The following is a 22,648-nucleotide window of genomic DNA, read 5'->3' as shown; positions in this document are numbered from 1 at the left end:
ACGCTGCGGCGCAGGGGGCCGCGCATAGGGATGCAGGGTATGTCTGCAGCAAGAGCTGTCAAAAGATGATGGATTGCCCCTCGGGATGGAGTTGCAAGCAGTTGCTCCCCTCCGCCGCTGAGCGACTCTGCGTGCCCCCGACCGAGCGGCCCAATGCATCAAAGCCCCTGAATCAAGTCGCCCCGGCGCCCTGAAGACGTTCCTTCTCATTTTTCCTCATTCAAATCAGACGTCCTGCGATGGGGAACCCCTCGGGACGCATGGAGTTTCGCCGTGCCTTCTCCAGGTAGATTTCTCGTCTTGCTAACCCTCGTCAGTCTGTCCTTCCCAGCCGCCAGTCAGGCACAAGGGTCCTGTAGCGGGTTCACCTACTCATGCGACGCAGACAACAATGAAGTGATGTGCGCATGCGGTGATGACTATGCCTGCAGCGACGACGCGGACTGCACAGACAATCCCTACTGCAACTTCTATACGCCGCGCGTCTATGTCGCGGGTCTCTGGCGCGCCAAGTGCTGCTCCAGAACACCCACGCCCGGGCAGGTCTGTGATTCGAACTCCCTGCCATCGAACTCCTGCAGCGGGGACTGCGCCACGCCTCCGCCGGATTGCGAGGACGGCGAATGCTCGTGTGGCCCCGGTGGAGTGCCACTGCCGACACTGGGAGACCCGGTCCATTCCGTCACCGGTGAGAGCATCCTGGTCGAGACAGACCTTCGCCTGAACAACAACGTCTCCCCCGTGACGCTCCGGCGCCACTACACCTCCTCGAACCGGACCTGGCTGATGGAGGACTTGGTGCGCTCGGTGCCCAAGCCCTTCGGTGCCAGCGTCGCCCAGCGCGACACCCTGAACTGGTGGCACGAGCACTACAGCTTCGTTCACGTGAGCACGTCCCGCTGGGTGGCCGTCAAGGGAACGGGCGCGGTGACACGGTTCACGCCGTGCACAGGGACGCCCTGCTCGGCAACACCCGAGACCAGCTCCGCCAGCAAGCGTGAGCGCCTGCAGCGTACGGCCACGGGCTTCGTGTTGACGGACATGGACGGACGCAAGCTGCACTTCGAGTCGAAGCATGTCGAGAGCGGAGGAAGCCAGGAGCGCTACTTCCTGAGCAGGATCCTCTCCCCCTCGGGTACCCAGGAGGCCGCTCTCACCTACTCCGTGCCGTCGGGACTCACGTGCCCTGCGGGAAATACCGGCACCGCGGCGGGCGTGCCCTACCTGGCCTCGGTCGGCACCGCGTCGGGTGCCCTGGACTTTCAGTATGCGCAACTGACCTCGGTGCTCGGCGCCAGTGAGTGCGTGGTGCGCAGCGTCACGCGGCGAGGCGAGTCAGTCCCCGCCGTCACCTATAGCTATAAGCAAGACTCGGGCAGCGTGGAGCGGCCGGGATTGATTGCCCAAGCCTCGCTGGGCAGCAAGGTCCTTACCTATGGCTACTCCAGCACCGCGCTGGAGTCTTCCGTGGGAAGCCTGCTGGTGACGCGGCATGACTACGCCACCGATGGCACCGTCACCAGCGACACCTCCGCAGGCGGGCAGTTGAACCTTGGCGCGCTGGTGGCCACCACCTGCCAGCCAGGAAGCGACTGCTGCGGCGTGCAACCCCAGGCCCGGCCTACGACCGATGTCACTGCTGGGCGAGGCGACGGCCTTACGGGAGCCCCTGGATTCGTTCGCACCTACGAAACCCTCTCCAACACCAGCCAGACGACCTCTCCACGCCTCTACCAGACGACGGACGCATGCAGCGTCACGGGAGCCTGCAGTCCCGGCACGGACCGCTATGAGTGGGTGTGCGCAGCGGGCAGTGTCCCCGCCCACGAGAAGGCTCGCAAGAACAAGCGCGACTTCTGGGAAGTCTACACCCACGCCTCTCCGGCCGTAGGCACTGGGATTCCCGCTTCCATCCTGGAGAAGACGAACGTCAAGCGAGGCGCGGTGGACATGACCGGCACAGGTGCGCTCGAGGAGGAAACCTTCTCCTACACCTACGGGCCCAACGGAGAACAGCTCCTTGCCACCGCGGAGAAGCCCAGCGTGCTCGGCGCCGCGGGGCAGAAGGCGCGCACATTCAACCGCTACGACTCTTCGGGACGGCTGGCAGCGACCATTCGGTCTGGATGGACACGCGTCTTCAATGCCTCCACGGGTGTATGGAGCAGTCAGCAACGCTGGGTGGGCACGTTCTTCCTCACCACACGCACGGGTGAGTCCACTGCGGACGCCTTGAACCGGACCCTCGAGAAACACGGCCCCTGCCTGGTGGCCAACGAGGCCGCGACTGACTGCCCCTCTGGCACGCCCTTCGCAATTACTCGCACCTACTATTGGCCAGACACGGAGACGACTCCTCGGCGCAACCAACTGCAGAAGGTGGCCACATATCCCGCAGGCCTCTCTAGCACGCCCATCGAGACCTTCTACAACGTCTATGACGCCAGCGGGCACGTCACCGAAAGCGTGGATGCCAACGGAGTCACCACCCTCTCCAGCTACCAGGACGACCAACTGCTGACGAGCACCGTGCGCGTCACCGGCCAGCCCGACGTGGTGACGACGTATGGATACGACAGTGCCGGCCACCAGCAATACGTCCTCTACCCCGAGGGCAACTACGAGGTTTCCTGCTACCGGCAGGGCACCACTTCGGGCTGCTCTGGTGGCACCCTCACGGACAAACTCCAGTGGAAGGCGAAGTCGTCAACCGCCACGGCCACCACCTGGTCCGAGAAGCTGACCTATACCTACTGGCCCGATGGCACGGTCAACGAAGAGCGGTACCTGGACGCCTCGGGGACCACGCGAAAGCTCCTGTCCTACGCCGCGGACGCCCATCGGCGCCAGACCCGCGAGAAGGTTGGCACGGGCGCTGGCAGCTTCACCTCCGCCAGGAGTCATGACGGTGCGGGTAGCATCACGGGTAAGAGCTTCGCGTTCAACTCGCCACCGGCCTGGTGCGCAGCGGGCACCGACGGCCAGCCCACTTCCACGGCGTGCACCTCGCTCCAGTACGACGGAGCCAATCGACTTCTGAGCGTGGACGAACATCCCACCAGCAGCAGCACGACGCGCACGTGCGTGAAGCACGATGTTCACGGCAACGTCATCAGCGTCGACAAGGGCCTTGCCGCGACGACGAACTGCGCCACGGCCACCCCCTCCGCCAACGCCTCGCGCTATCAATACGACGACTTTGGCCAACTCGTGGAAGCGACACAGGCGGCCAACGGAGCCGGCATCACCGCCGGAACCACCCGCTTCACGCATGATGCCGTGGGCAACCTCCTGGTGAAGCAGACCCCCGCGATGTCCGCTTCAAGCGTCAGGGCTCACCTCGCCTACACCTACGACTCCATGAGCCGACAGCTTTCAGCGGCCCACCACTCGCCACTGGTTTCCGGAGGCTCCGAGGGATTGTACGCCCTTGCCTACGACACAACAGCCCCACTGCCCTCATCGTGCGGCACGCTTGCCAATACCCTCGGCAGACCGCTCTACCGTAACGACTCTTTCGGTCGCACCTGGTTCAGCTACGACGCGTGGGGTCGCCTGGTGAAGGAGGTGAGACTGCGCACGGGAACCACCATCTGCAGCCCATCCACGCCTTTCCAGAATCCTCATACGCTCTACGCCTACAGCCTGAATGGCAACCTGACACAGGTCACACATCCCTATGGCCGCACCGTGACCTATACCTATGGCATCGGTGCCCTCGCCGACCGCGTCTCGAGCGTCAACGTATTGACCTGGGGCGCGTCCAGCACCTCGTCATCACCGCTGGTTTCGCAGGTGACGTGGGAACCGTATGGCGGGCTGCGGGGATACCGCACTCACTATGCGACTTCCGCCACGACTGGCAGCATCGAATACGCCCTGGGTGACAACTCCTCGGCGGCGCCCTCTTCCTGTCCGTCCGCGCCTCCATCCGTCACCTCCGGCGATGCGACGGGGCGCCAGCGAGCGCTGTGGGTTTCCACACTTGCCTCGGGAGTCAATTTCACTCCCGGCAGTGGCAATGGCAGCGTGCTGAAACAGCTCTACACCTGGCAGGCCGACCAGCTCATTCGAACGGATACCTGTCTGCTGGGGACCTCCTCGCCTCGCACGGAGACCTACGGCTACGACGGCCAACTGCGGCTGACAGGCGGCACCGGCACGCTCACCACGCAGGGTGGCCCCTTCGCGACTCGCGCCTTCAGCCACGACAATCGAGGCAATCGAATCACCGAGTCTGGTGAGGCCAACACCTGGACCCTCGACTATTCCAACCTCGGCCACCCCGACCAGCTCACCTCCCGCTATTCCAACCAGGCAGGCTCTCAGCTCGGCTATTCGTATTTCTACGACGCCGATGGCCGGGTCTCCAGCAAGCAGTGGCACGCGGGCCCCTACAGTTCCGCTTTCACGCTGACCTTCAGTTCGGGCCCTTCCTCCAGTGGCGCCACCGACTCCGTCTTCAAGTCCGTCAACGTCGAGGGCCTGACGTACAACTACTTCTATGACGGCACCGGCAAGCGCCGGCTCAAGGACTACCCCACGGGCATCAAGGACGAGTACTTCTACAATGCCACCAAGGGTCTCCTGGTGGATCAGGGGAACTCGTCCACCTTCTCCGCCTCCACGCATCCGGTTGACGAGTATGTGTGGCTCGACGGCCGCCCCATCGCCGTCATTCGCGGCAAGCTGGATGCCTCGTGGGCGCACCTCTCCGATGCCACCGCCGACTGCAAGCGCCTCGACGAGGCCGCCTCCTGCGGCATCTATCATCTCGTCACCGACTACCTCGGCAAGCCTGTCCTGATGTTGGACTCCCAGGGACGCGTCACCGGAACCGGCGAGTACGATGCGTTTGGCCATGTCAACCGCGTCAGCGTCGACATCGAATCGCCGCACCCGTACACGACGTCCACGGGCGTCGTTGGCGCGGTCATGAAGCAGCCTGCCGTCGCTGGCACCACCTTGAGCCAGCGCGTCCTCATCGACTCGTTGGACCTCTGGCGTGACGCGGACAACTGCCCGACGGCCCCCGTCCCTGACCACATGGACAACCTCAACATCAAAGATGTAGCGAGCAGCGGCAGGCTGACCTACATCGACCCTTATTATGCGGGGCGAATGTGGACGGAGTGGGTCATACCCGGTGCATCAGGAATCCAAGCAGCTATCGACAACTCTGCTTTCAGCCATTGTTCCCAGAGCCAGGATTGCAGCGGCATCCAATGTGTTTTCACATGCACCTGCACGCCTGCGGCGCCCAATGTCGCCAAGCCCTACACAGGCGTCGTCATCTCGGCCTACGAGTACCGTCGAGTCCAAACCGGGGCGTCATACTTCTGGACCCCGTTGCGGCTGCCTGGCCAGTACCACGACACCGAGACGGATCTCTTCGAGAACTGGAACCGCTTCTACGACCCCAACGCAGGCAGGTATCTGCAGCCGGAGCCGCTGGCCGCGCCCGACCCGACCATGGCGACGGAGCCAGCCTACGCTTACGCCAGAAGCAATCCCGTGAAGTTCGAGGACCCGACCGGCCTCTTCATCAAGGACCCGAAATTTTCGTGCCCGAACTGGTCTGCGGCCCTGCAGATTGCCAAGCACTGGGCTGGCTGCGATCCGACCGGCACCAGGAAGTCCTGCAAGTGTCAGATGGAGATGAAGAAGCAGAAGATGTGTGACATCTGTCCCTTCCTCGAAAACGGGCGGCTTCCTTATGTGTTCTTCGAGGATTGGAACATGTTTCAGACAGACGGCCTTACGAGTGTCCCTCGCGATACCGTGAGGCTCAAGGCTAAGTTCTGCGAGAATTCCTGGTTCAGCTCAAACACGGAATACCTTGCGCAGTTGATGATTCACGAGGCAATGCACTACTGCGAGCGCGTCACCGGAATCCCCGTCGACGACGACCTCTCTTGGGGCGCGTCTTCAGGCGCCAACAACGTCGCGGAGTACTGCAGGGACGCCGATGGGACATGATTCATCGACCTCCCAAGACGGCACATGCTGAGGCAAACCCTATGAGGAGCAAGCTCCCGTTGCTCCTCGTGGGCGCCGTTGCCACACTGGTCTCGGCGGCCGCCGTATCCTTGGTCGTGAGAGTTGTCATCTTCCCAGATGGCACCTGGCTCATTGCTCGCACACAGGAACAACGTGCTCCCAATGGCCACAAGTATCGGCCGTACATCGTAGGCGTTGATGCCTTCGTGCGAATCGAGCTCGATACGAACGGAGATGGCATCTACGACTTACGAGGTGACAACTGGCAGGGGGCCAAGCCCGTATGGTGCTGGAAGCGCGTTGAAGCACGTTGGGAAGCGGCGGCGCCGTCTCTGTGCGAGAGTAGTTGGCGGAGCATCCAAACGTGCTGCGAGTAGCCTGGCGAGGAGGTCATAGCGGCCTCCCGCCAGCCCGACTTTGCTCGCGAAGCTACTCCTTGAACGTGGGCGGCACCGGGCGCGGATCGCAAGCGATGCCCGGGCACCGCTTGTTCTCCGAGCAGCTCCCATCGCAACACTGGTACTGACGCGGTGGGCACACAGGGGCGCCAGCGTCTTCCACCTGGGGCAACTCAGGGCTGACCTTCGCCTCACTCGACGCATCCGGAGGTGGCGGCGGAGGCGCCTCGCGCTTCAGCTCGTCCCCAGGCCCCCTGCACCCCAGCCCCACCAGCAACGCCCCCGCCACCATCCACCGTGCCCAGTGCGGGCGCTGAATCGACTTCGCGAACATCGTCGTCCTCCGTGTGTCCAGGGCCTTCCGCCCAACACGCGGCAGCCCTCTCAAAAACAAGGGGCGGTCCCGGAAACCTCCCGGGACCGCCCCTCACACCTTCCGTTCCGGCCTCAGACAGAGGCCGGACGATTCACTAGCTCCTGCGACGACGGCGCAGCGCGAGCGCCAGCATGGCCAGGGCCGGCACCAGCGCGCTGGTGGCACTACCACCCGCCGCGCTGCAGCCACCCTCGTCCGCCAGGTTCCGCACCGTCACCGACACTTCGACAGCGTCGCTCGTGCTCACGCCATCGCTGGCGCGGACACGGAAGAGCAGCACCGACGTCTCGGACACGTCTGGGGCCACGAAGGAGGCCTCCGCCTTGTCCGCATTTTGGATCTGCACGGACGGACCCGCGATCTGCGACCACGTGTACGTGAGCTCATCACCGTCGGCATCCGTGCCCGTGGCGCGCATCTTCACGCCCGAGCCCTCGTGCACCGTGTAGCTGTTGTTCGCCGTGACCACCGGCTTGCGGTTGTCGCGCGTCACGGTGACGGTCACCGTGCTCGCCTCGCTGGCCTGACCATTGGCCGTCGCCACCAGGCTGAAGCGCAGCACCGTCGACGCCCCCGTCACATCCGGCGCCGTGAAGCTCGCGGTGGGCGTGTCCGCCCCCGTGAGCGCCACCGTCGGACCCTCGGTCTGCGTCCAGGCGAAAGTGAGGGCCTCGCCGTCCGCATCCTCGGCGCTGCCATACAGCACCACCGTGGAGCGCGAGCCGACTTCCTGGTCCACACCCGCGCTCGTCACAGGCGCGCGATCCACCTGACGAACGGTGATGGTGATCGTCGCCGGGGCGCTCGCGCTGATGCCGTCATTCGCCACCAGGCGGAAGGTGAAGGCCGTGTCCGCCGTCACCTCCGGAGGCGTGAACGTCGGCGTGGCGCTGGTCGTGGAATCCAGCACCACCGTCGGACCCGCGGTCTGGGTCCACGCGAAGCGGAGCGTCTCACCGTCCGCGTCCGTCGAACCCGCCGCGTCGAGCGTGATGCTGCCGGAGCGCTCGTCCACCGTCGTGGGGCCGCCATCCTTCACCCGAGCCACCGCGACCGGGAGGATGTTCACGTTCTGCACCAGGACCTGCACCACCCTGGGCTGGCTGGAGTCCGTGCCATCGTTCACCACGAGCTGGAAGGTGAAGATGGTGTTCGTCGGGACGAGCGCGCTGAACGACGGCGTGGCCGTGTTCGCGCCGTTGAGCGTCACCGCCGGACCACCAAGCTGGGTCCACGCGTAGCTCAGCGTGCTCTGCGCGGAAGCATCCGGGTCGACGCTGCCCGTGCCGTTGAGCGTGATGACGCGTGGGGTCCGCCCGCCACCAGCGTCCACGACGACCTCAGTCACGGTCTGGGCAAGCCCCGCCTCCGCCACCGGCGCCACGTTGCACGCCGGAGCGTTGCCCGTACCGGTGTAGGACTCCGCGACGAGCGAGTAGAACGGCGTCGTGTTGGTGATGCCCCCGAGGCGGATGTTGGCGATATCCCAGCCATACGCCCCCACGCCTCCGTCGGACCCATGACGGAACCGCACGCGCACCTGACGGCCCGCGAAACGCGTCCCGAAGTTGGCCGTGTACGCGGTGAACGAGGGATAGCCCACGCTCAACTGCGTGAATCCACGCGCGCCACCCAGGTACGCATTCCCCACATCAATCAACGCCACATTGGGCAGCGGGCTCGTGGGGGTAGGGGGAGGAATGAAGGGGTACCAGTTCTGCCAGGGCCCCTCGTCGACTGACAACTCGATGGCGCCACCGTCGAAGTGGACCCACGCCCCGCTGAGGTACGCCGACTCGAAGCTGAAGCGGTGGTAGAAGGACAAGGTGAAGTTCGCATTCGCCGCGACATTGAACAGCGGCGACGTCAGCCGCTTGTCCAGCGCTGTCGCCTCATTGGAGGCGTGCCAGAACCCGGTCGTGGCGTAGCCGTTGTCCCACATTGGCCTGTAGTTGAAGGTCGAGGCCACCCACGGCGTGTTCTGCGACTCGACATAGTCGGTGTCCGACGAATTGGCCTTCTCGTCGTAGTTGACCTGGGTGCGGAACTGACGAACGACCGTGCCGTTCAGCAGGTTGTACGGGAACGTCACGTCCACGCCCAGGACCGCGAGCGCGCCCGAAGCCTGTGCGGGAGCCGCCGTCAGCGCGACATCCACCGTCGCGGTCGCGGTCGCGCCCTGAGCGATGTTGCCGAACGAAAGCGTGGCGCCGTTCGAGAAGGTGCCCACGACGCCCGGACTCGAGCCGTTGAACGTCAGGGTGCCCGACACTCCGCTGAGGCTCCCGGCGCCCGCGTTGCGCACCGTCACCTTGAGTTTGCCGGTCTCGCCGGCATCCAGCACGCCGTCCTTGTCGCAGCCGATGCTCGAGTCATCCAGGGTGATGCTCACCACCTCGAGCGCGTTGCCCGTCTGGTAGCTCTCCACGACACCGATGTGGTCCGCGCTGTTGCGGTCAGCAACGCGCGCACCGAGCCCAGCACCGCGCTTGGCGAAGGCGTTGAGGAAGCGCTGGTAGTCAGCCGGGTCGCTGGCGGCGGCGACGGACAGCAGCGCGTCACGCCCCTCGATGAAGGTGGGGCTGACCGGCGTCACCTTGTAGGACGCAACCAGGTAGCGCTTCATGCGGTCCTGCGCCTCCGCGAACGGATGGGCGTTCAACAGGCTCACGTAGCACTCCCACAGCATCGTGGCCCAGACCTCACCTGAGTTGTGGACCTCAGCGTTGTTCGAGCCCCCGCTGAGCGGGTGGGACGGAAGGGCCGTGCCGTCCGCCATGTGGCGGAGCGTCAGGCCGTTCTTGCTCATGTCCGTGCTGTAGGGAACGCGGCGGATGCCGAAGTAGTAACCCTGGTTGCGGCCACCGCTCTGCGTGTAGCCGGCCATGCCATAGGACCCCTGCCACTGGTTGTTGCCAGTCCGGTTCACATCCTCCGCACGCACCGACAACAGCATGGCGTGGAAGTCGCCCCAGCCCTCGCCCATGGAGCCGCCCTGGTTGTTCGTCAGACCCGAGCCGTTGCCGACGAGGCGGTTGGAGATGTAGTGCCCCCACTCGTGCGCGACGATTTCATTGTCGAGCGTGCCATCGCGGTCGAGGTCGGAGTTCCTGCGCATGCGGCCCGTGATGGGCGCGGTGGCCAGTGCCGTGCGCCAGGCATCACCATCCGCCTTGGCCACCATCAGCGACGGGATGGTGATGGCGCGGTCGACGGCTGTATTGCCACTCACGCCCATCGTCCCCAGAGCACCCGCAGCGGTATTGGTGATGATGACGGCAACGGCCCCCGCGTTCTGCGCGTTGAAGACCTTGTAGGCGAACGAGCACTCTCCCCGCTCGATGAGCGCGATCTTCCCGGCGAAAGGCTTCTCGCCACCGTACGGGTCGGCGCCGGTGTCATTCACACACCCCACCCGGTAGTCCTGGGTCGTTTCCGCGTCCGGCCCGGTGGGGGGCAACGCGAACCCCACGTTGACGTCGTAGACCGTCGGTCCGAAGGACGCGTTGTACGTGAGGTAGCCGCGCGCCAGGGGCGCCGGCTCGCTCACCGTGAGCTCCGCCACGCCGTCGAAGACGTACTGCTGCATGCGAGGACGGGCGCCGTCGGCCGGGGTCGCCATGTTGGCGTTGTTACGGCCGCCGGAGTCCTGCGCCTCCACGCGGAGGCTGTCGCCCTCCAGGCCACCGCGCCCGAAGTTGCTCATCTGGGCGTTGCCGGAGGCCTCGTCGAAGCCCGCGTCGTAGAACCAGTCGTGCAGGAAGTTGGTGATGTAGAACAGGTTCACCACGGCGGCCAGGCGCTGCGTCTCATTCGCCGCGGGCGACCGGGTCAGGTCGAACGTGTAGTCGAACCCGCGGCCCGCCACGTCGCTCAGCGGCGCGCGCAGGTCGAAGCCCGGCTGGAAGCCGTCGCCCCCGCCCAGGTCCGCGTACGCGTCGACGTTGTTGCCCGTCGTCGTCGTCGCGTTCGCCGGCAGCCACGGGTCATTGTGGCTGAAGGGGAAGTTCTGCAGCGTCACCAGGTTGGACGGGACGTTCAGGGGCGCCTGATAACCATCCGGGGTGCCCGTGGGGTGCGGCGTGGACTCAGTGCCCTGGGGACCGTCGTAGGGCAGCTTGGAGATCGGGTCCGCCCACACGCGGTAGGTGAACTGCTCCGACTGCACCAGGCTGTGCTTGAGCAGCAGCGAGCCGTCCCGCGCGTCGATGACGTAGGCGGTGTACGAGGCGTCCGGGTTGGCCGCCGGGCCCGCGTTGACCTCCACGTAGTACGCCGGCACCAGCCCGTCCGGCATCGGGAAGAGGACCTGCTTCGAGCGCGGCGCCTCACCGATGCCGTGCGTCGACAGCAGGTTCGCGTCCACCGTGTAGTGGCTGTAGTCGCCCTTCGCGCCCGCGGGCACCAGGGCCCGGGCGTCGAGCGGCGTGCCCGTCATGTCCTGGAACGCGCGGGAGATGGCCTGCGGCGCCGAGACGCGGAAGGCCGACGCCTGGGCGTTGCGCTCGTCGTCCTGCTGACGCGGCTGCAGGTAGCCGGAGATGGCCACCAGCTGCTGGCTGGCGTCCATGACGACCTTGACCTCGTTGCGGAACACCTCGATGCCGTTGACCCGACGGCCGTAGGTCGCGATGACCGCGCCCTCGCCATCCTTGGGCAGGTGCACCGAGCGAAGCTCCGCGCTGTTCACTTCGGAGGCATTCAGACGGTAGAGGTCCGCGACTCCCCGCAGGTGCTCACGCGCCGCGGTGTTCGCGTTGGCCTGCGTCAGCGGACGCGAGGCCTTGGACTGCTGCGGACCCGCGCTCAGGGAGCGCTCACTGAAGACGAACGTCGGTACGCCGAGACGACCTTCCACACTGTTGATACGCAGCCCACGCTGGGATGCGGTTGCCGCGGACTGAGGCAGGGAGCGATCCGCCGGCGAGAGGAGGAAGGCATCAACCGCGGCCTGCCTTGCGAGTGCCTGCGGGGACCACATCAGCACGGCGAGCACGGCACTCACCGTGCCCATCCAAAGACGCTTCATGAACGACGACCTCTCTCGGGTGGTGTTGAGAGCCCACGCCGTCGGACGCCTGCTCGGCAAGGGCGTCCAGAGGTTATTGATTATTGCGTTTCCAACACAATAGCCCCCCGCAACTCGCCTGCTCCCCGTGCAAGAATACCAAGAATTGCCACGATTCCTGGCTGGCAATTCGGAGAAGGCAGGCTATTTGCCACACAGTTGCGTTCCCGGCGAAGCCATGCATCAGCCGAACGGTGGGCGGGCGTTGTGTGCGATGACCAGGACTTCCTCGGGCCGGGCCTCCGCGCGTGAATACGCGAGGAGCGCGGCCAGCCCATCCGAGTGCTTGGGCCCGGCGGTCTCCAACACCACATCCTCGCGGTGCGGATGGAAGAGGTCGGCCTCGCCCAGGTTCTGCTCCATCCACCGCCGCCAACCCGGCATCGGCGTGCCCAGGGACGGCTGCAGGCCCACGACGTCATAGCCCTCCGGCGTGAAGGCGCGGTGCAGCCCCACCACCGTCGCGCCCGTGCCGAAGCCGCTCACCACCAACCGCACCGTGGGAAACGCCTCGCGCACGAAGTCGCGCAGTTCGCTGGCCCAGCCCTCCACACAGCCCACCAGCGCGCCGTTGGAGAGCTGACGAGGCCAGCACCAGCCCTGACGCTCGTAGCCCAGCGCCACCTCCCAGGCCTCGGACAGCTGGCGCACGGTGCGCACCTCTCCGCCGAATCCATGCCCTCGCAGGTAGGCGGCGCCAGCCGTGTCCGTGAGCGCGAGCACCGGCAGCCCGCGCTCCTTGCCCAGCGCATCCAGCGCGAGCGACGACGAGGAGCCCGACAGCTCCACCAGCCCACAGGCGCCCTCGGGCACCGTCTCCAGGTAGCGTGAGAACGTCAGATACTTGAGCCCGCCGGAGGGAAGCTCTCCCCCCCACAGCACCAACGGCCCATCGGGGGACAGCCGTGACAGGGGAAAGTGCATCAGCGGACCTCCCTTCGGTTGAGGCCCGCGTGGACACCTCGGGCCCACGGCTGAAGCTCGGCACCGTCTTGCCCCGGCGGCCAGTCCCCCCGGCCTTCCGCTGTCGCCCCGTGGACCGCGAGGCCGCCTGTCCGCTGGCCCGGGACACTCGCCAGCCCTGGGGGGCGATGCAAAAGGTCTCCGAGGGCACCTTCCTGTGCGATAGTCACCCTCAGCGAATCGCATGTTGCGCAGGCTCCTCCCGACGCTCATCGCCCTGGGTTGCGGGCTCCTCGCCCTCGGCTGGGGGCTGGTGAGCCTCCAACGCATCTTCACGCGCGAGCGCGAGGACGCGCACGCCCAGGTCCGCTCCCGCCGCGACGCGCTCGCCCACGCCGCCACGGAGTCCCTGCGCCAGGTCCTGGCCCGCCACCTCGAGGAGCAGGTCTCCGCCATCCACGCCGCCGTGGACAACCCGCTCGCCCCCGGCGAGGGCTTCTATCTCCAGTTCCGCGGCCACCAGTTCCTCCCGCGCCTCACCCATCCCCTGCCGGGCCTGGACATGCCCGCGCGCGCCCTCTACGAGATGCTCTCCGACCACCTCCGGGGCAGCGTCCACACGGAGGGCTGGGAGCCCCGGCTCGCGAGGCTGCGCGCGGCCCAGGCCGCCCTGCTCTCGGGAGAGACGTCGCGAGCCAACGCGCTGGTGGAGGAGCTGCTGCGGCACCACTCGAGCCAGACGCTGCCCGCCGAGCAGGAGCTGCCCTTCCTGCTGCTCGCGGTGGAGCACCTGCAGCGCGGCCCCACCACCACGCCGCTCATCCGCGCCCTCTTGCGCGAGGGACTCCCGGAGGAGTTCGGCGGCATCAGCCGGGGCGCGGGGTTGCAGCGGGACCTGCTGCGCGCGCGCTCCCGCTTCTCACAGGCGGACTTCGACTTCCTCCAGTCCCGGATCCTCCGGCTGAGCGCCGCGCTGGGCGAGCCCACGCGCGACTTCCTGGAGCGCTCGCGCGAGGCGGGCGCGGGCATGCTCGTGATGCCCGAGGGCCTGGTGGAGCCCACCCTCCTGGGAGAGCAGTGGTACGTGGAGCCTCGCGGCGAGGTGCTGTACGGCATCGCCGTGGACATCCCCGCGCTGCTCGTCCCCATCACCCAGGACATGCGCACGCGCGGGCTCTTCGGCGCGGACGGCAAGGTGCGCCTGGTGGGGGACCGCCCGGCGATACCGGCCCGGGAGCTTCCGCTGCTCGTGGAGCTTCCCGAGTGGGCTCGCGCGGAGGTGGATATCGAGGCGCGCTATGGCCTGAAGACGCTGCTCGTCGCCGTGTGTGGCGCGCTCGCGGCGGCCATCGTCGCGCTGGCGCTGGTGTCGCAGCAGCGCAAGTACCGCTTCCTGGAGCTCAAGAGCGACTTCGTGGCCACCGTCTCCCACGAGCTGCGCACGCCGCTGGCCTCCATCCGCCTGCTCGGCGAGACGCTGGAGCGCAAGCTGGCCCATACGCCCGAGGTGCGCGACTACCCGGCCCGCATCGTCCAAGCCGCCGACGGGCTCCACTTCCTGGTGGAGAACATCCTGTCGTTCAACCGCATCGACAAGGGGCGCTGGACGCTGCGCTCCTCCCGCGTGCGTCTGGAGGAATTGGTCAACCCGCTGCGGGACGACCTGGCCTCGGCGACCTCAGTGCCGGTGGAGCTCACCACGGACATGGACGACGCGGAGCTGGAGGCGGACCCGTCCCTGTTGCGGCTGCTCTTCTCCAACCTGGGCCGCAACGCGTGCGCCTACAACCAGCGCAGCCCCGTGCGCATCTCCGTGAGCGCGCGGATGTTCGAGGGCCACGGCTGCACCATGCTCTTCCGCGACAACGGCGTGGGCATCCCCGAGTCCGAATGGGAGAACGTCTTCCAGGACTTCTATCGTTTGACACCTCCCGGACAGGAGGTTCACGGCAGCGGGCTGGGCCTGGCGCTGTGCCGGAAAATCATGAAGCTGCATCATGGCGACATCCAGGTGGCCTCCTCCACACCCGAGGGGACCACGTTCGCGCTGACCTTCCACGAGCCGCGTCGATGACCACCTCCACCCCACCCTCCTCCACCCGTCCCTCCATCCTCATCGTCGAGGACGATGCGCACCTGCGCGTCGGGCTTCGGGACAACCTGCTGGACGAGGGATACATCGTCTCCGAGGCCCCGAGCGCCCGCGACGCGGAGCCGCTCCTGCGCCAGCGCGAGTTCGACCTGCTCATCCTCGACGTGATGCTCCCCGGCGAGGACGGCTACAGCTTCTGCCGCCGCCTGCGCGCGCAAGGCGTGAAGAGCCTGGTGATGATGCTCACCGCGCGCTCGCTCGAGGACGACATCGTCCGGGGCTTCGACGCGGGGGCCCAGGACTACCTCACCAAGCCCTACCGCCTGCGGGAGCTGCTCGCGCGCGTGGGCGCCCTCGTCCGCCGGGCGGGCACGGCGCCCGCGCAGGTGACGACGTTCGGCGGCTACACGCTGGACCTGGGCCGCCGCACCGTGGCGAAGCCGGATGGCGCGGGCGTGGAGCTGACGCGCACGGAGTTCGACCTGCTGGCCTACCTGCTTCGCCACCGCGAGCGCGCGCTGCCCCGAGGAGAAATCCTGGACGCGGTGTGGGGCCGCGACGTGGTGGTGGACCCGCGCACGGTGGACAACTTCGTCTCCAACCTGAAGAAGAAGCTCGGCTGGACGAGCGCCTCGGGCTTCACCATCCACACCCTTCGCGGGGTGGGCTACCGGATGGAGGTCTCCTCGTCATGACAGAACCATGACGAACAGATGGACTGCCTCCGGCCATTCCACATCACCGACTCCGTAGTTTGAGTGGTGCGTGGACGGGGCGCTCCAAGCCAACTGCCCACGCCGGAGAACCACCGCGTGGTGCGGTGGACTCCGGGAGCGCCTGTCGGTGGGAGGAGGCCTTCCGTGTTCAAGTCGGTCATCGAGCGGCAGCGTGCAGGGCGGTTGGGCATGGGGTTGTGGTGGTCCGTGGCCGTCCATGCGGGATTGTTCGGCGCGGTCCTCGTCATCTCCTCGCGACCCGCGGAGCTGCCCGAGGAACCGGAGAAGGACCCCGTCCTGACCCTGTACCAGGGCCGCCAGCAGGTGGCGAAGGGGTACGCGGCGCCGGCCCAGCCGAAGCAGGCCACTCCGCCCAAGCCGCGCAAGCCCAAGCGCACCACGATGCCCACGCAGATCAACCCGCTTCCGTCGGACCCGCAGCCGGTGGAGCCGGAGCCGGTGGCCAATTCGTCGGACACCGACGAGGTGGTGCCTCCGGGTGACGGGGTGCCGGGGGGCGACCCGAGGGGAGATCCGAACAGCACCGTCATCGGCGTGCCGTACATCCCCGACCTGGGGCCCGGCGGCACTGGCACGGGCGAAGAGGTGCTCCCGTTCGGCCAGGGCATGACTCCGCCGGTGCTCATGGGCGGCCCTCCGCTCGAGTACACCGAGCAGGCCCGCATGGCCCGCGTGGAGGGGACGGTCATCGCCAAGTGCGTCGTGACTCGCGAGGGGGACGTGCGCGACTGCCGCATCCTCAAGGGCCTGGCGCACATGGACGAGGAGGTGCTGGATGCCCTGCACCACCGTCGCTACAGCCCCGTGACGTTCCAGGGCCGTCCGCAGAGCGTCTCCTACGTGTTCACCCTCCGCTTCAAGCTGCCTCGCTGACCTGGGCCCGCCGAGCGTCCGTCACAAGTCGTAGCCGCCGACGGCGGACGCCGGCACCAGGACGTGCTTGAGCACATACGCCTTGAGCCGCTGACGAACGGGGTCCTCCAGCGTGAGGACGACCTGGGGGTGGATGCGAGCCCCCACCTCGAAGAGCACCGCCTGCATCAACATGCCGTCATCGGTGATGGCGGCCAGGCGGTCCAGCGTCGGGTCCGAGCGCTCCGTCGCGCCTTTCTGCTTCTGGCTCGCGTGGACGAGAAGCGCCGAGCCCAGGCACTCCATCTCCTCCACCGTCGTGTAGTGCTCCTTCGTGGTGCCCGTCATCTCCTCGCGGTGCGACGGCTCGCCCAGCCACAGCGCCTTGCAGTTGGCGAAGGCGAGCCAGGAGGGGTCATGGTCCGGGTCGAACTGGACGGAGACGCCCTGGCCGGCGCGCTCGGCGTAGCCACGCGGGACGATGGCGTCCTCTCGGACGACGAGCCCCAGGCCGGAGTTGGTGCGGAAGAACTGACGGATGATGGGATAGCGCGGGTTCAGGACCAGGCACCACGCCCAGGACTCCAGCGCCTCATCGAAGCGACCCAGCCGCGCGTACGCGTTGCCCAGGAAGAACCAGGAGCGGTGGTCATTCGGGTTGATGCGCGTCGCGATTTTGTAGTGCTCCAGCGCCGTGGCCCCATCGCCCGCGAAGTACGCCGCGTCGCCCCGGAAGTTCCACGCGAGATAGCAGTCCGGGCACACCTTCGTGGCCTGCTCGTACAACTTCGCCGCCTCCTCATAGCGCTTCGCCTGGAAGTGAGGCTCCGCCGCGTCGAGCAGGGCCCGCGCCTTCGGGTTCTCCGGCCAGTCGAGGATGACGAGCTCGCCGTTCTCCTTCACCACGCGCGGGGCCTCACGCGATGCCACCCGCTGCGGCCAGAGCTGGTCCGCCCAGCCTCCGGGAGGCGAGTCCTTCCCTTCGATGTTGTAGGAGACCTGGGAGGACTCCAGCCGCTTCATGATCTCCGCGGGGTTGAGGAAGGGTGGCTTCGACGGCGCCGTCGACTCCACCTCCGGCGCCGGGGTGGGCACGGGTTTCCCCGTTGAAGCGCAGCCGGCCACGAGCACGAAGCAGAGGAGGACAAGGGGGCGGCGCACGGGAAGCCCTTTCGGTGAACGTTCTCTCCCAGTCTACGCCGCCCTCGCCCGTGGCTTGCCCGCTCTCGGACGATTGAAGCTCTTCCTCCCTGGAGGCTCCGCCGCCCCTGACGCGACCTGGCTCGTTTTACAATGATGTCGGATTGTGCCTGAGTTCGAGGCGCTGCAATGACGCATCCGCCACGCCCACGAAACTGGAGGCAGGTCATGGAGCGAAGCAACGCGAGGGCATTCGTCTTGGTGATCCTGCTGGCCTGGGGTTGTGGTGGAGGGCTGGAACCGGTGGAGCCCGACGTCACCGCTTCGCAATGCGGGACGGAGGCCCCCACGGAGCAGACGCTGACCCGCGTGGCCCAGGAGGCGACTCGGAGCGCGAGCGTGGTTCGGCCGCCGGGCTCGGTGCGAGTACCGACCTATGTGCACGTCATCCGCCGGGGTACTGGGGTGGCGAATGGGGATGTCCCGCTGGCGGCGATCAACGCGCAGCTCGACGTGCTGCGCGCGGCCTACAGCGCCACGCCCTTCGTGTTCGACCTGGTGACAGTGACGCGGACGACGAACGCGACGTGGTACGTGATGGGGCCCGGCAGCGCGGCGGAAGTGTCGGCGAAGAACGCGCTGCACCGGGGCGGCAAGGAGTCCCTGAACCTGTACCTGGCCAATCCCGGGGGCGGGCTCATCGCGTGGGCGACGTTTCCGTGGGCCGTCGCCGGAGCACCGCTCAAAGACGGCGTGGTGTTGCTGAATGCCACGTTGCCGGGTGGCACCGCGACGCCGTTCAACCAGGGGAAGACGGCGGTGCACGAGGTGGGGCACTGGCTGGGCCTGATGCACGTCATGACGGGCTGCGCGACGGACGATGGCGTGAGCGACACGCCTCGGGCCCAGCCCTCATACACGTGCGCGGTGGCGGTGGACTCGTGTCCGGCCGACCCGGGGCTCGACCCGATCCACAACTACATGGGCTACGCCGATGATGCGTGCATGACCGAGTTCACCCCGGGCCAGTCGGTCCGCATGGACTCGATGGCGCTCATGTATCGCTGACGCAGGCACGCGGACGTTCACCGCGCGGGCTGCGTGCGGTGGACAGTGTCGAGCGGCCCACGTTCGGCGGGAAAGACTCGCGAGCGGGGCGCGACTTCATTAGGAGCGGCTCGGGCCCGGGTGCAGGGGTCCGAGCTTCTCGGGACCTCGTCCCACCGACGCAGACCTGGACGATGTCGACCCTCGATTACGACGTGGTGGTGGTGGGCGCGGGCTTTGGTGGGCTGGCCACGGCCCTGGAGCTGACGCGGCGGGGCGCTCGGGTGGCGCTCTGCGAGACGCTGAGCTACCCCGGTGGCTGCGCCAGCACGTTCCAGCGGGACGGCTACGCCTTCGAGGCCGGTGCCACGCTGTTCTCCGGCTTCGAGCCCCACCAGCTCTTCGGCCGCTGGATTCGCGAGCACCGGCTGGACGTGACGGTGGACTGGTTGGAGCCCGTGGTGGAGTTGCGCACGCCGGAGCTGCGGCTGGCCGTGTCACGGAACCGCGCCCGGTTCATCGATTCGCTGTGCGCGCTGCCAGGGGCGCCGGCCTCGGCGGTGCGACGGCTGTTCGACCTTCAGGCGCAGGTGGCGGGAGCGCTCTGGCCCTTGTTCGATGACCCGGACCTGTTGCCGCCCCTGAATCTCCGGGCGCTGCTCCGACACGCGGGGCGGCTTCACCGGTACGCGCCGCTCGCGCGATGGATGGGGAGACCGCTGGGGGCCGTGCTGGAGCACCTGGGGCTGTCGGGCTTCACACCGCTGCGCACGTATCTGGATGCACTCTGTCAAATCACCGTTCAGTGCTCGGCCATGGAAGCAGAGGCGCCCTTCGCGCTCGCGGCCATGGACTACTACTGGCGTGGCACGGGCCATGTGAGGGGTGGAATCGGTGTGCTGGCGAAGGCGCTGGCGCACGCGGTGGAGGAGCGCGGAGGGACGGTGCTGCTGGCGAACAGGGTGAAGGCCATCGAGCCTCGGGACGGAGGCTGGTGGGTGCGGACGCGGAGAGGTGAGCTGCGCGCACGACACGTCGTGGCCAACCTGTTGCCGAGCGGGTTGATGAAGCTCGCGGGACTGTCACCCGAGCGCTTTCCCCTACTGAGGGACTTGTCCGAGCGTGTCGCGGAGGGCTGGGGCGCGGCCATGCTCTATCGCGTGGTGACGGCGCCTCGCGTCGGTGCGGCCGAAGCGAGCCACCTGGAGCTGGTGCAGGACCCGGCGGCGCCCTTCATCGAAGGCAACCATGTCTTCATGTCCATCAGCGGAGAGACGGACACGGGCCGTGCGCCCGAGGGACTCCGTACGGTGACGGCGTCGACGCATGTCCCGCTGAAGACGCTGCACGGAGGGTCTCCGGAGGAACAGGCGCGATACATCGCGGCCATCCAGTCGCGGATGCGTGAAGGACTGGAGCGACTGGCGCCCGAGTGGATGACTGAGGTCGCCCATGAGCTGACGGGCTCGCCGCGCACGTTCCAGCGCTTCACACAGCGGGAGGGCGGCGCGGTGGGTGGCGTTCCCCGACGCGCGGGATGGAGCCACTACCGACAGCTGGGTCCGCTGCGTGTCACGGAGGGACTGTGGCTGGTGGGCGACTCCGTTTTTCCAGGTCAGAGCACGCTGGCCACCGCCGTGGGCGGCGTGCGCACGGCGGCGAGCATCGCGAATCAGCGGTGAGCTTGCTCCGGCACCGCTTGCAACTCCGGCACCGCTCGCAGCTCCGTCAATCTGCCCTCGGACGGCAGCTTCATCTGCGTCGTGGCGGTCAGCTCCGCGAGGATGCCCACTGCCTCTCGCGCCGCGGCCTGCGGACGAACGCTTGTGTCGGAGATGCCCGCGATGAGCCGGGTGATGTCGTGGTCCGCCCTGCCCTGCCGCCACCACGTGCTCGCGGCAGGCGCCGTGAGGTACGCGGAGAAGGCATGGTGCCCGGAGCCCGGGCGCTCGCCGATGACGTGGATGAGCGCTCTCGGTGAGCTGTCCTCCGCGTCACCGAACAACAGCTCACCCACCTGATAGCCGGCCCTCACGCGTCCGTGCTTCAGCACCAGGTGCTCCGGCGCCACCTTCCACCCTCCCGCCTCCAGCTCCCGCCGCAACTCCGTCAGGAACGGGGACAGGTGCCCCTCGTCCATCAGCGAGCGCGCATCCAAGCCGTCCGAGACAAGAATCTGCGCATTCCAGCGCCCCTCGTGCCGCAGCCGCAGCATCCGCACCGCCAGTTCGGAAGCAGCATCCAGCCGCTCCCCCGCCGGTGGATGCAGGATGTAGTCGCGACGGTCCTCCGCGCAGGTGCGCAGCATCACCGCCTCGGGAATCCCAGCCACCGCCGAGTCCATGAGTTCCGACCAGAGCCCCACCTTCGCGTCCTCGTACAAGGCACGCAGCTCCCGCTCCAGCGAAGGCTCCAGCTCCCACGGCGCTGCGCCATGCCCCACGGCCAACGGCACGCCCCGCTCACGCACCGCCGCCATCTCGGAGCGCGCTTCCTCCAGGAGGCTCGCGTCCGAGCGAACGTCCCCCTTGCGCCGGCGATACTGCAGATAGACCCAGGCCGGGTCTCCGAAATGCTCGGTGGGGCGCCCCGCCTCGTCGATGACGCCGAGCGACTGGAAGAAGGCCCACATCCGGTCATCGACCTTCAGCCCCTTCGTCTCTCGCAGGCGCACGTGGTCCTGGAAGCTCGTCGTCAGGTAGCTGAGCATCGGGTCATTGCGCGTGGGCAGCGCCATCAGATAACCCGGCGCGGCCTCCACCACCTGCTCCAGACACCAGGACAGGTCATCCAGCGACACGTCCATGTGCAGCGTCGAGCACACGTCCAGGCCAATCATCAGCCCATGCAGCTTGCCCATGACGATGTCTTCCAGGCAGCAGCGCACGAGCTGCTCCCGGGTGCGGAACACCTCCGGACCGATGAACCCCGCCACGTCATTCACATGCACCCACGGCGCGGGCACCCGCCCCGCCCCGAGCTGCGCCAGCGCCACGCGGGCCTTCAACGCTCGGGCGAAGCCGTACTTGCGTGACTCGTGCACCAGCATGTCGCAACCGAAGTGGTGTCCGTTCGTCGCGTCCGCGCCCTGCCCCGTCTCGAAGTAGAGCCCGTAGCGCCCCGTCCGGCTCGCCGCGTGCGCCGACATCTTCTCGAGCGTGAGGTCGAAGGTCCGATTCGCCGCCTCGTTGCCCGCCAGGCTCTGGAACCAGATGCCCGTGGAGCCGGGCCGCATCGCCTCCACCTTCGCCTGCACGTCGATGTGCGAGAGCACGCAGTGGGGCATCACTTCCGTGAGCCCGAAGGTGACAAGAATGTCGTGCAGCGCTGACTCCACCGCGGCCACGGACTCCGGCGCGGACGACACCGGGTTCGTCCCGAGCACCACGTCGCCCACCGCGAAGGACCAGCCGTTGAACACCTGCCAGCGGATGTCGTCCGGGTGGTCCGTGGGCGAGTTCGGCTGGAGCCGCGCGCCCAGATACCCCTTCGCGCCCAGGTTGCTGCCCGGCAGCGAATGGAAGATGCGCGAGCCCACCGCCTTCAGCTCCGCGTCGCTCATCAGCTTCACGACACACGCGATGACGTCGCTGCCCAGGCCTCCCAGGATGGCCTTCACGTCCGCCTCGGCGGCCGTGAGCAGGTACGACTTGAGCTGTCCCAACGTCCAGTCGCCCAGCCGCTGGAGCAGCTCGACGTCCAGCGCCTCCATCATGAAGGCGTGGAGCCGGTCCTCGAAGGGAGGGTGCGAGTGCAGCTCGCCCAACCGCGTGCGAGCCAGCAGCGCGCGGGCGTTGGCCCGGGAGACCTCGTCGTCGGCGGCGATACCGAGGGCCTCGTCGCCCTCCTTGAACGCATTGGCGGCGCCGAGAATCCGCTGGAAGAGACGCGAGTCGAAGGAACCCTGAACCCGATGGATGTAGCCGAACACGTCCTCACCTGTGAGGACGTCACGGAGACTGACGCTCATGACGCGGGACAATGTATCCGGCGTTCCATTCCGGTAGCCATGCCCGCACCGCGCTGTCCGGTGGA

General features: G+C 67.3%; 11 protein-coding genes. 6 read left to right on the top strand and 5 right to left on the bottom strand.

Annotated features, from left to right (window positions below; genetic code table 11):
• The first annotated feature begins 300 nt into the window (after positions 1-300).
• A complete protein-coding gene (locus tag LZ199_RS00800) occupies positions 301-5,979 on the top strand; it encodes an RHS repeat-associated core domain-containing protein (RefSeq protein ID WP_253991698.1) in 5,679 nt (1,892 codons plus the stop codon).
• A gap of 450 nt (positions 5,980-6,429) precedes the next feature.
• Here the strand turns inward: LZ199_RS00800 and LZ199_RS00795 are convergent, their stop codons facing one another.
• From LZ199_RS00795 to LZ199_RS00785, 3 genes are all read right to left on the bottom strand, one after another.
• Positions 6,430-6,732, bottom strand: a complete 303-nt coding sequence (locus LZ199_RS00795; RefSeq protein WP_253991697.1) for a hypothetical protein — start codon at positions 6,730-6,732, stop codon at positions 6,430-6,432.
• Between the two features lie 136 nt (positions 6,733-6,868).
• On the bottom strand, positions 6,869-11,803 hold the full coding sequence (locus tag LZ199_RS00790; RefSeq protein WP_253991696.1) for a myxosortase-dependent M36 family metallopeptidase: 4,935 nt from the start codon (positions 11,801-11,803) through the stop codon (positions 6,869-6,871).
• A 222-nt stretch (positions 11,804-12,025) separates the two neighbouring features.
• The gene (locus LZ199_RS00785; protein ID WP_253991695.1) at positions 12,026-12,766 is read right to left on the bottom strand and encodes a PALP domain-containing protein; all 741 of its coding nucleotides are present in this window, start codon (positions 12,764-12,766) and stop codon (positions 12,026-12,028) included.
• A gap of 223 nt (positions 12,767-12,989) precedes the next feature.
• Between LZ199_RS00785 and LZ199_RS00780 the strand changes: the two genes are divergently transcribed.
• From LZ199_RS00780 to LZ199_RS00770, 3 genes are all read left to right on the top strand, one after another.
• Positions 12,990-14,819 carry a sensor histidine kinase gene (locus tag LZ199_RS00780; RefSeq protein WP_253991694.1) on the top strand — a complete coding sequence of 610 codons (1,830 nt, stop codon included), beginning with the start codon at positions 12,990-12,992 and terminating at the stop codon, positions 14,817-14,819.
• Positions 14,816-15,532, top strand: a complete 717-nt coding sequence (locus LZ199_RS00775; RefSeq protein WP_253991693.1) for a response regulator transcription factor — start codon at positions 14,816-14,818, stop codon at positions 15,530-15,532. Before LZ199_RS00780 ends, LZ199_RS00775 begins: the two co-directional genes overlap by 4 nt.
• A gap of 165 nt (positions 15,533-15,697) precedes the next feature.
• Positions 15,698-16,447, top strand: a complete 750-nt coding sequence (locus LZ199_RS00770; protein WP_253991692.1) for an energy transducer TonB — start codon at positions 15,698-15,700, stop codon at positions 16,445-16,447.
• Between the two features lie 21 nt (positions 16,448-16,468).
• On the opposite strand, the gene LZ199_RS00765 is transcribed toward LZ199_RS00770, so the two are convergent.
• Positions 16,469-17,521, bottom strand: coding sequence for a tetratricopeptide repeat protein (locus LZ199_RS00765; RefSeq protein ID WP_253991691.1), 1,053 nt, complete (start codon positions 17,519-17,521; stop codon positions 16,469-16,471).
• Between the two features lie 273 nt (positions 17,522-17,794).
• On the opposite strand from LZ199_RS00765, the gene LZ199_RS00760 reads away from it, so the two are divergent.
• Positions 17,795-18,634: a zinc metalloprotease gene (locus tag LZ199_RS00760; protein ID WP_253991690.1), complete on the top strand. Its 840-nt coding sequence runs from the start codon at positions 17,795-17,797 to the stop codon at positions 18,632-18,634.
• Between the two features lie 173 nt (positions 18,635-18,807).
• Positions 18,808-20,295, top strand: a complete 1,488-nt coding sequence (locus LZ199_RS00755) for a phytoene desaturase family protein (RefSeq protein ID WP_253991689.1) — start codon at positions 18,808-18,810, stop codon at positions 20,293-20,295.
• On the opposite strand, the gene eutB is transcribed toward LZ199_RS00755, so the two are convergent.
• Positions 20,286-22,583 (bottom strand): ethanolamine ammonia-lyase subunit EutB, encoded by a 2,298-nt coding sequence (gene eutB / locus LZ199_RS00750; protein WP_253991688.1) that lies wholly within the window; start codon positions 22,581-22,583, stop codon positions 20,286-20,288. The two genes, LZ199_RS00755 and eutB, sit on opposite strands and share 10 nt — an antisense overlap.
• Positions 22,584-22,648 lie beyond the last annotated feature (65 nt).

Origin of the sequence: Myxococcus qinghaiensis, assembly GCF_024198215.1 — a bacterium.
Taxonomy (GTDB): domain Bacteria; phylum Myxococcota; class Myxococcia; order Myxococcales; family Myxococcaceae; genus Myxococcus; species Myxococcus qinghaiensis.
The sequence above is the reverse complement of the archived record's forward strand: the minus strand, read 5'-3'. Positions and strand labels throughout refer to the sequence as shown.

Excerpts from the sequence above, each read along its gene's own strand:
- LZ199_RS00780 (WP_253991694.1), top strand. The coding sequence starts at position 12,990 with ATGTTGCGCAGGCTCCTCCCGACGCTCATCGCCCTGGGTTGCGGGCTC.
- LZ199_RS00775 (WP_253991693.1), top strand. The coding sequence starts at position 14,816 with ATGACCACCTCCACCCCACCCTCCTCCACCCGTCCCTCCATCCTCATC.
- LZ199_RS00755 (WP_253991689.1), top strand. The coding sequence starts at position 18,808 with ATGTCGACCCTCGATTACGACGTGGTGGTGGTGGGCGCGGGCTTTGGT.
- eutB (WP_253991688.1), bottom strand. The coding sequence starts at position 22,583 with ATGAGCGTCAGTCTCCGTGACGTCCTCACAGGTGAGGACGTGTTCGGC.
- LZ199_RS00785 (WP_253991695.1), bottom strand. The coding sequence starts at position 12,766 with ATGCACTTTCCCCTGTCACGGCTGTCCCCCGATGGGCCGTTGGTGCTG.
- LZ199_RS00760 (WP_253991690.1), top strand. The coding sequence starts at position 17,795 with ATGGAGCGAAGCAACGCGAGGGCATTCGTCTTGGTGATCCTGCTGGCC.
- LZ199_RS00790 (WP_253991696.1), bottom strand. The coding sequence starts at position 11,803 with ATGAAGCGTCTTTGGATGGGCACGGTGAGTGCCGTGCTCGCCGTGCTG.
- LZ199_RS00795 (WP_253991697.1), bottom strand. The coding sequence starts at position 6,732 with ATGTTCGCGAAGTCGATTCAGCGCCCGCACTGGGCACGGTGGATGGTG.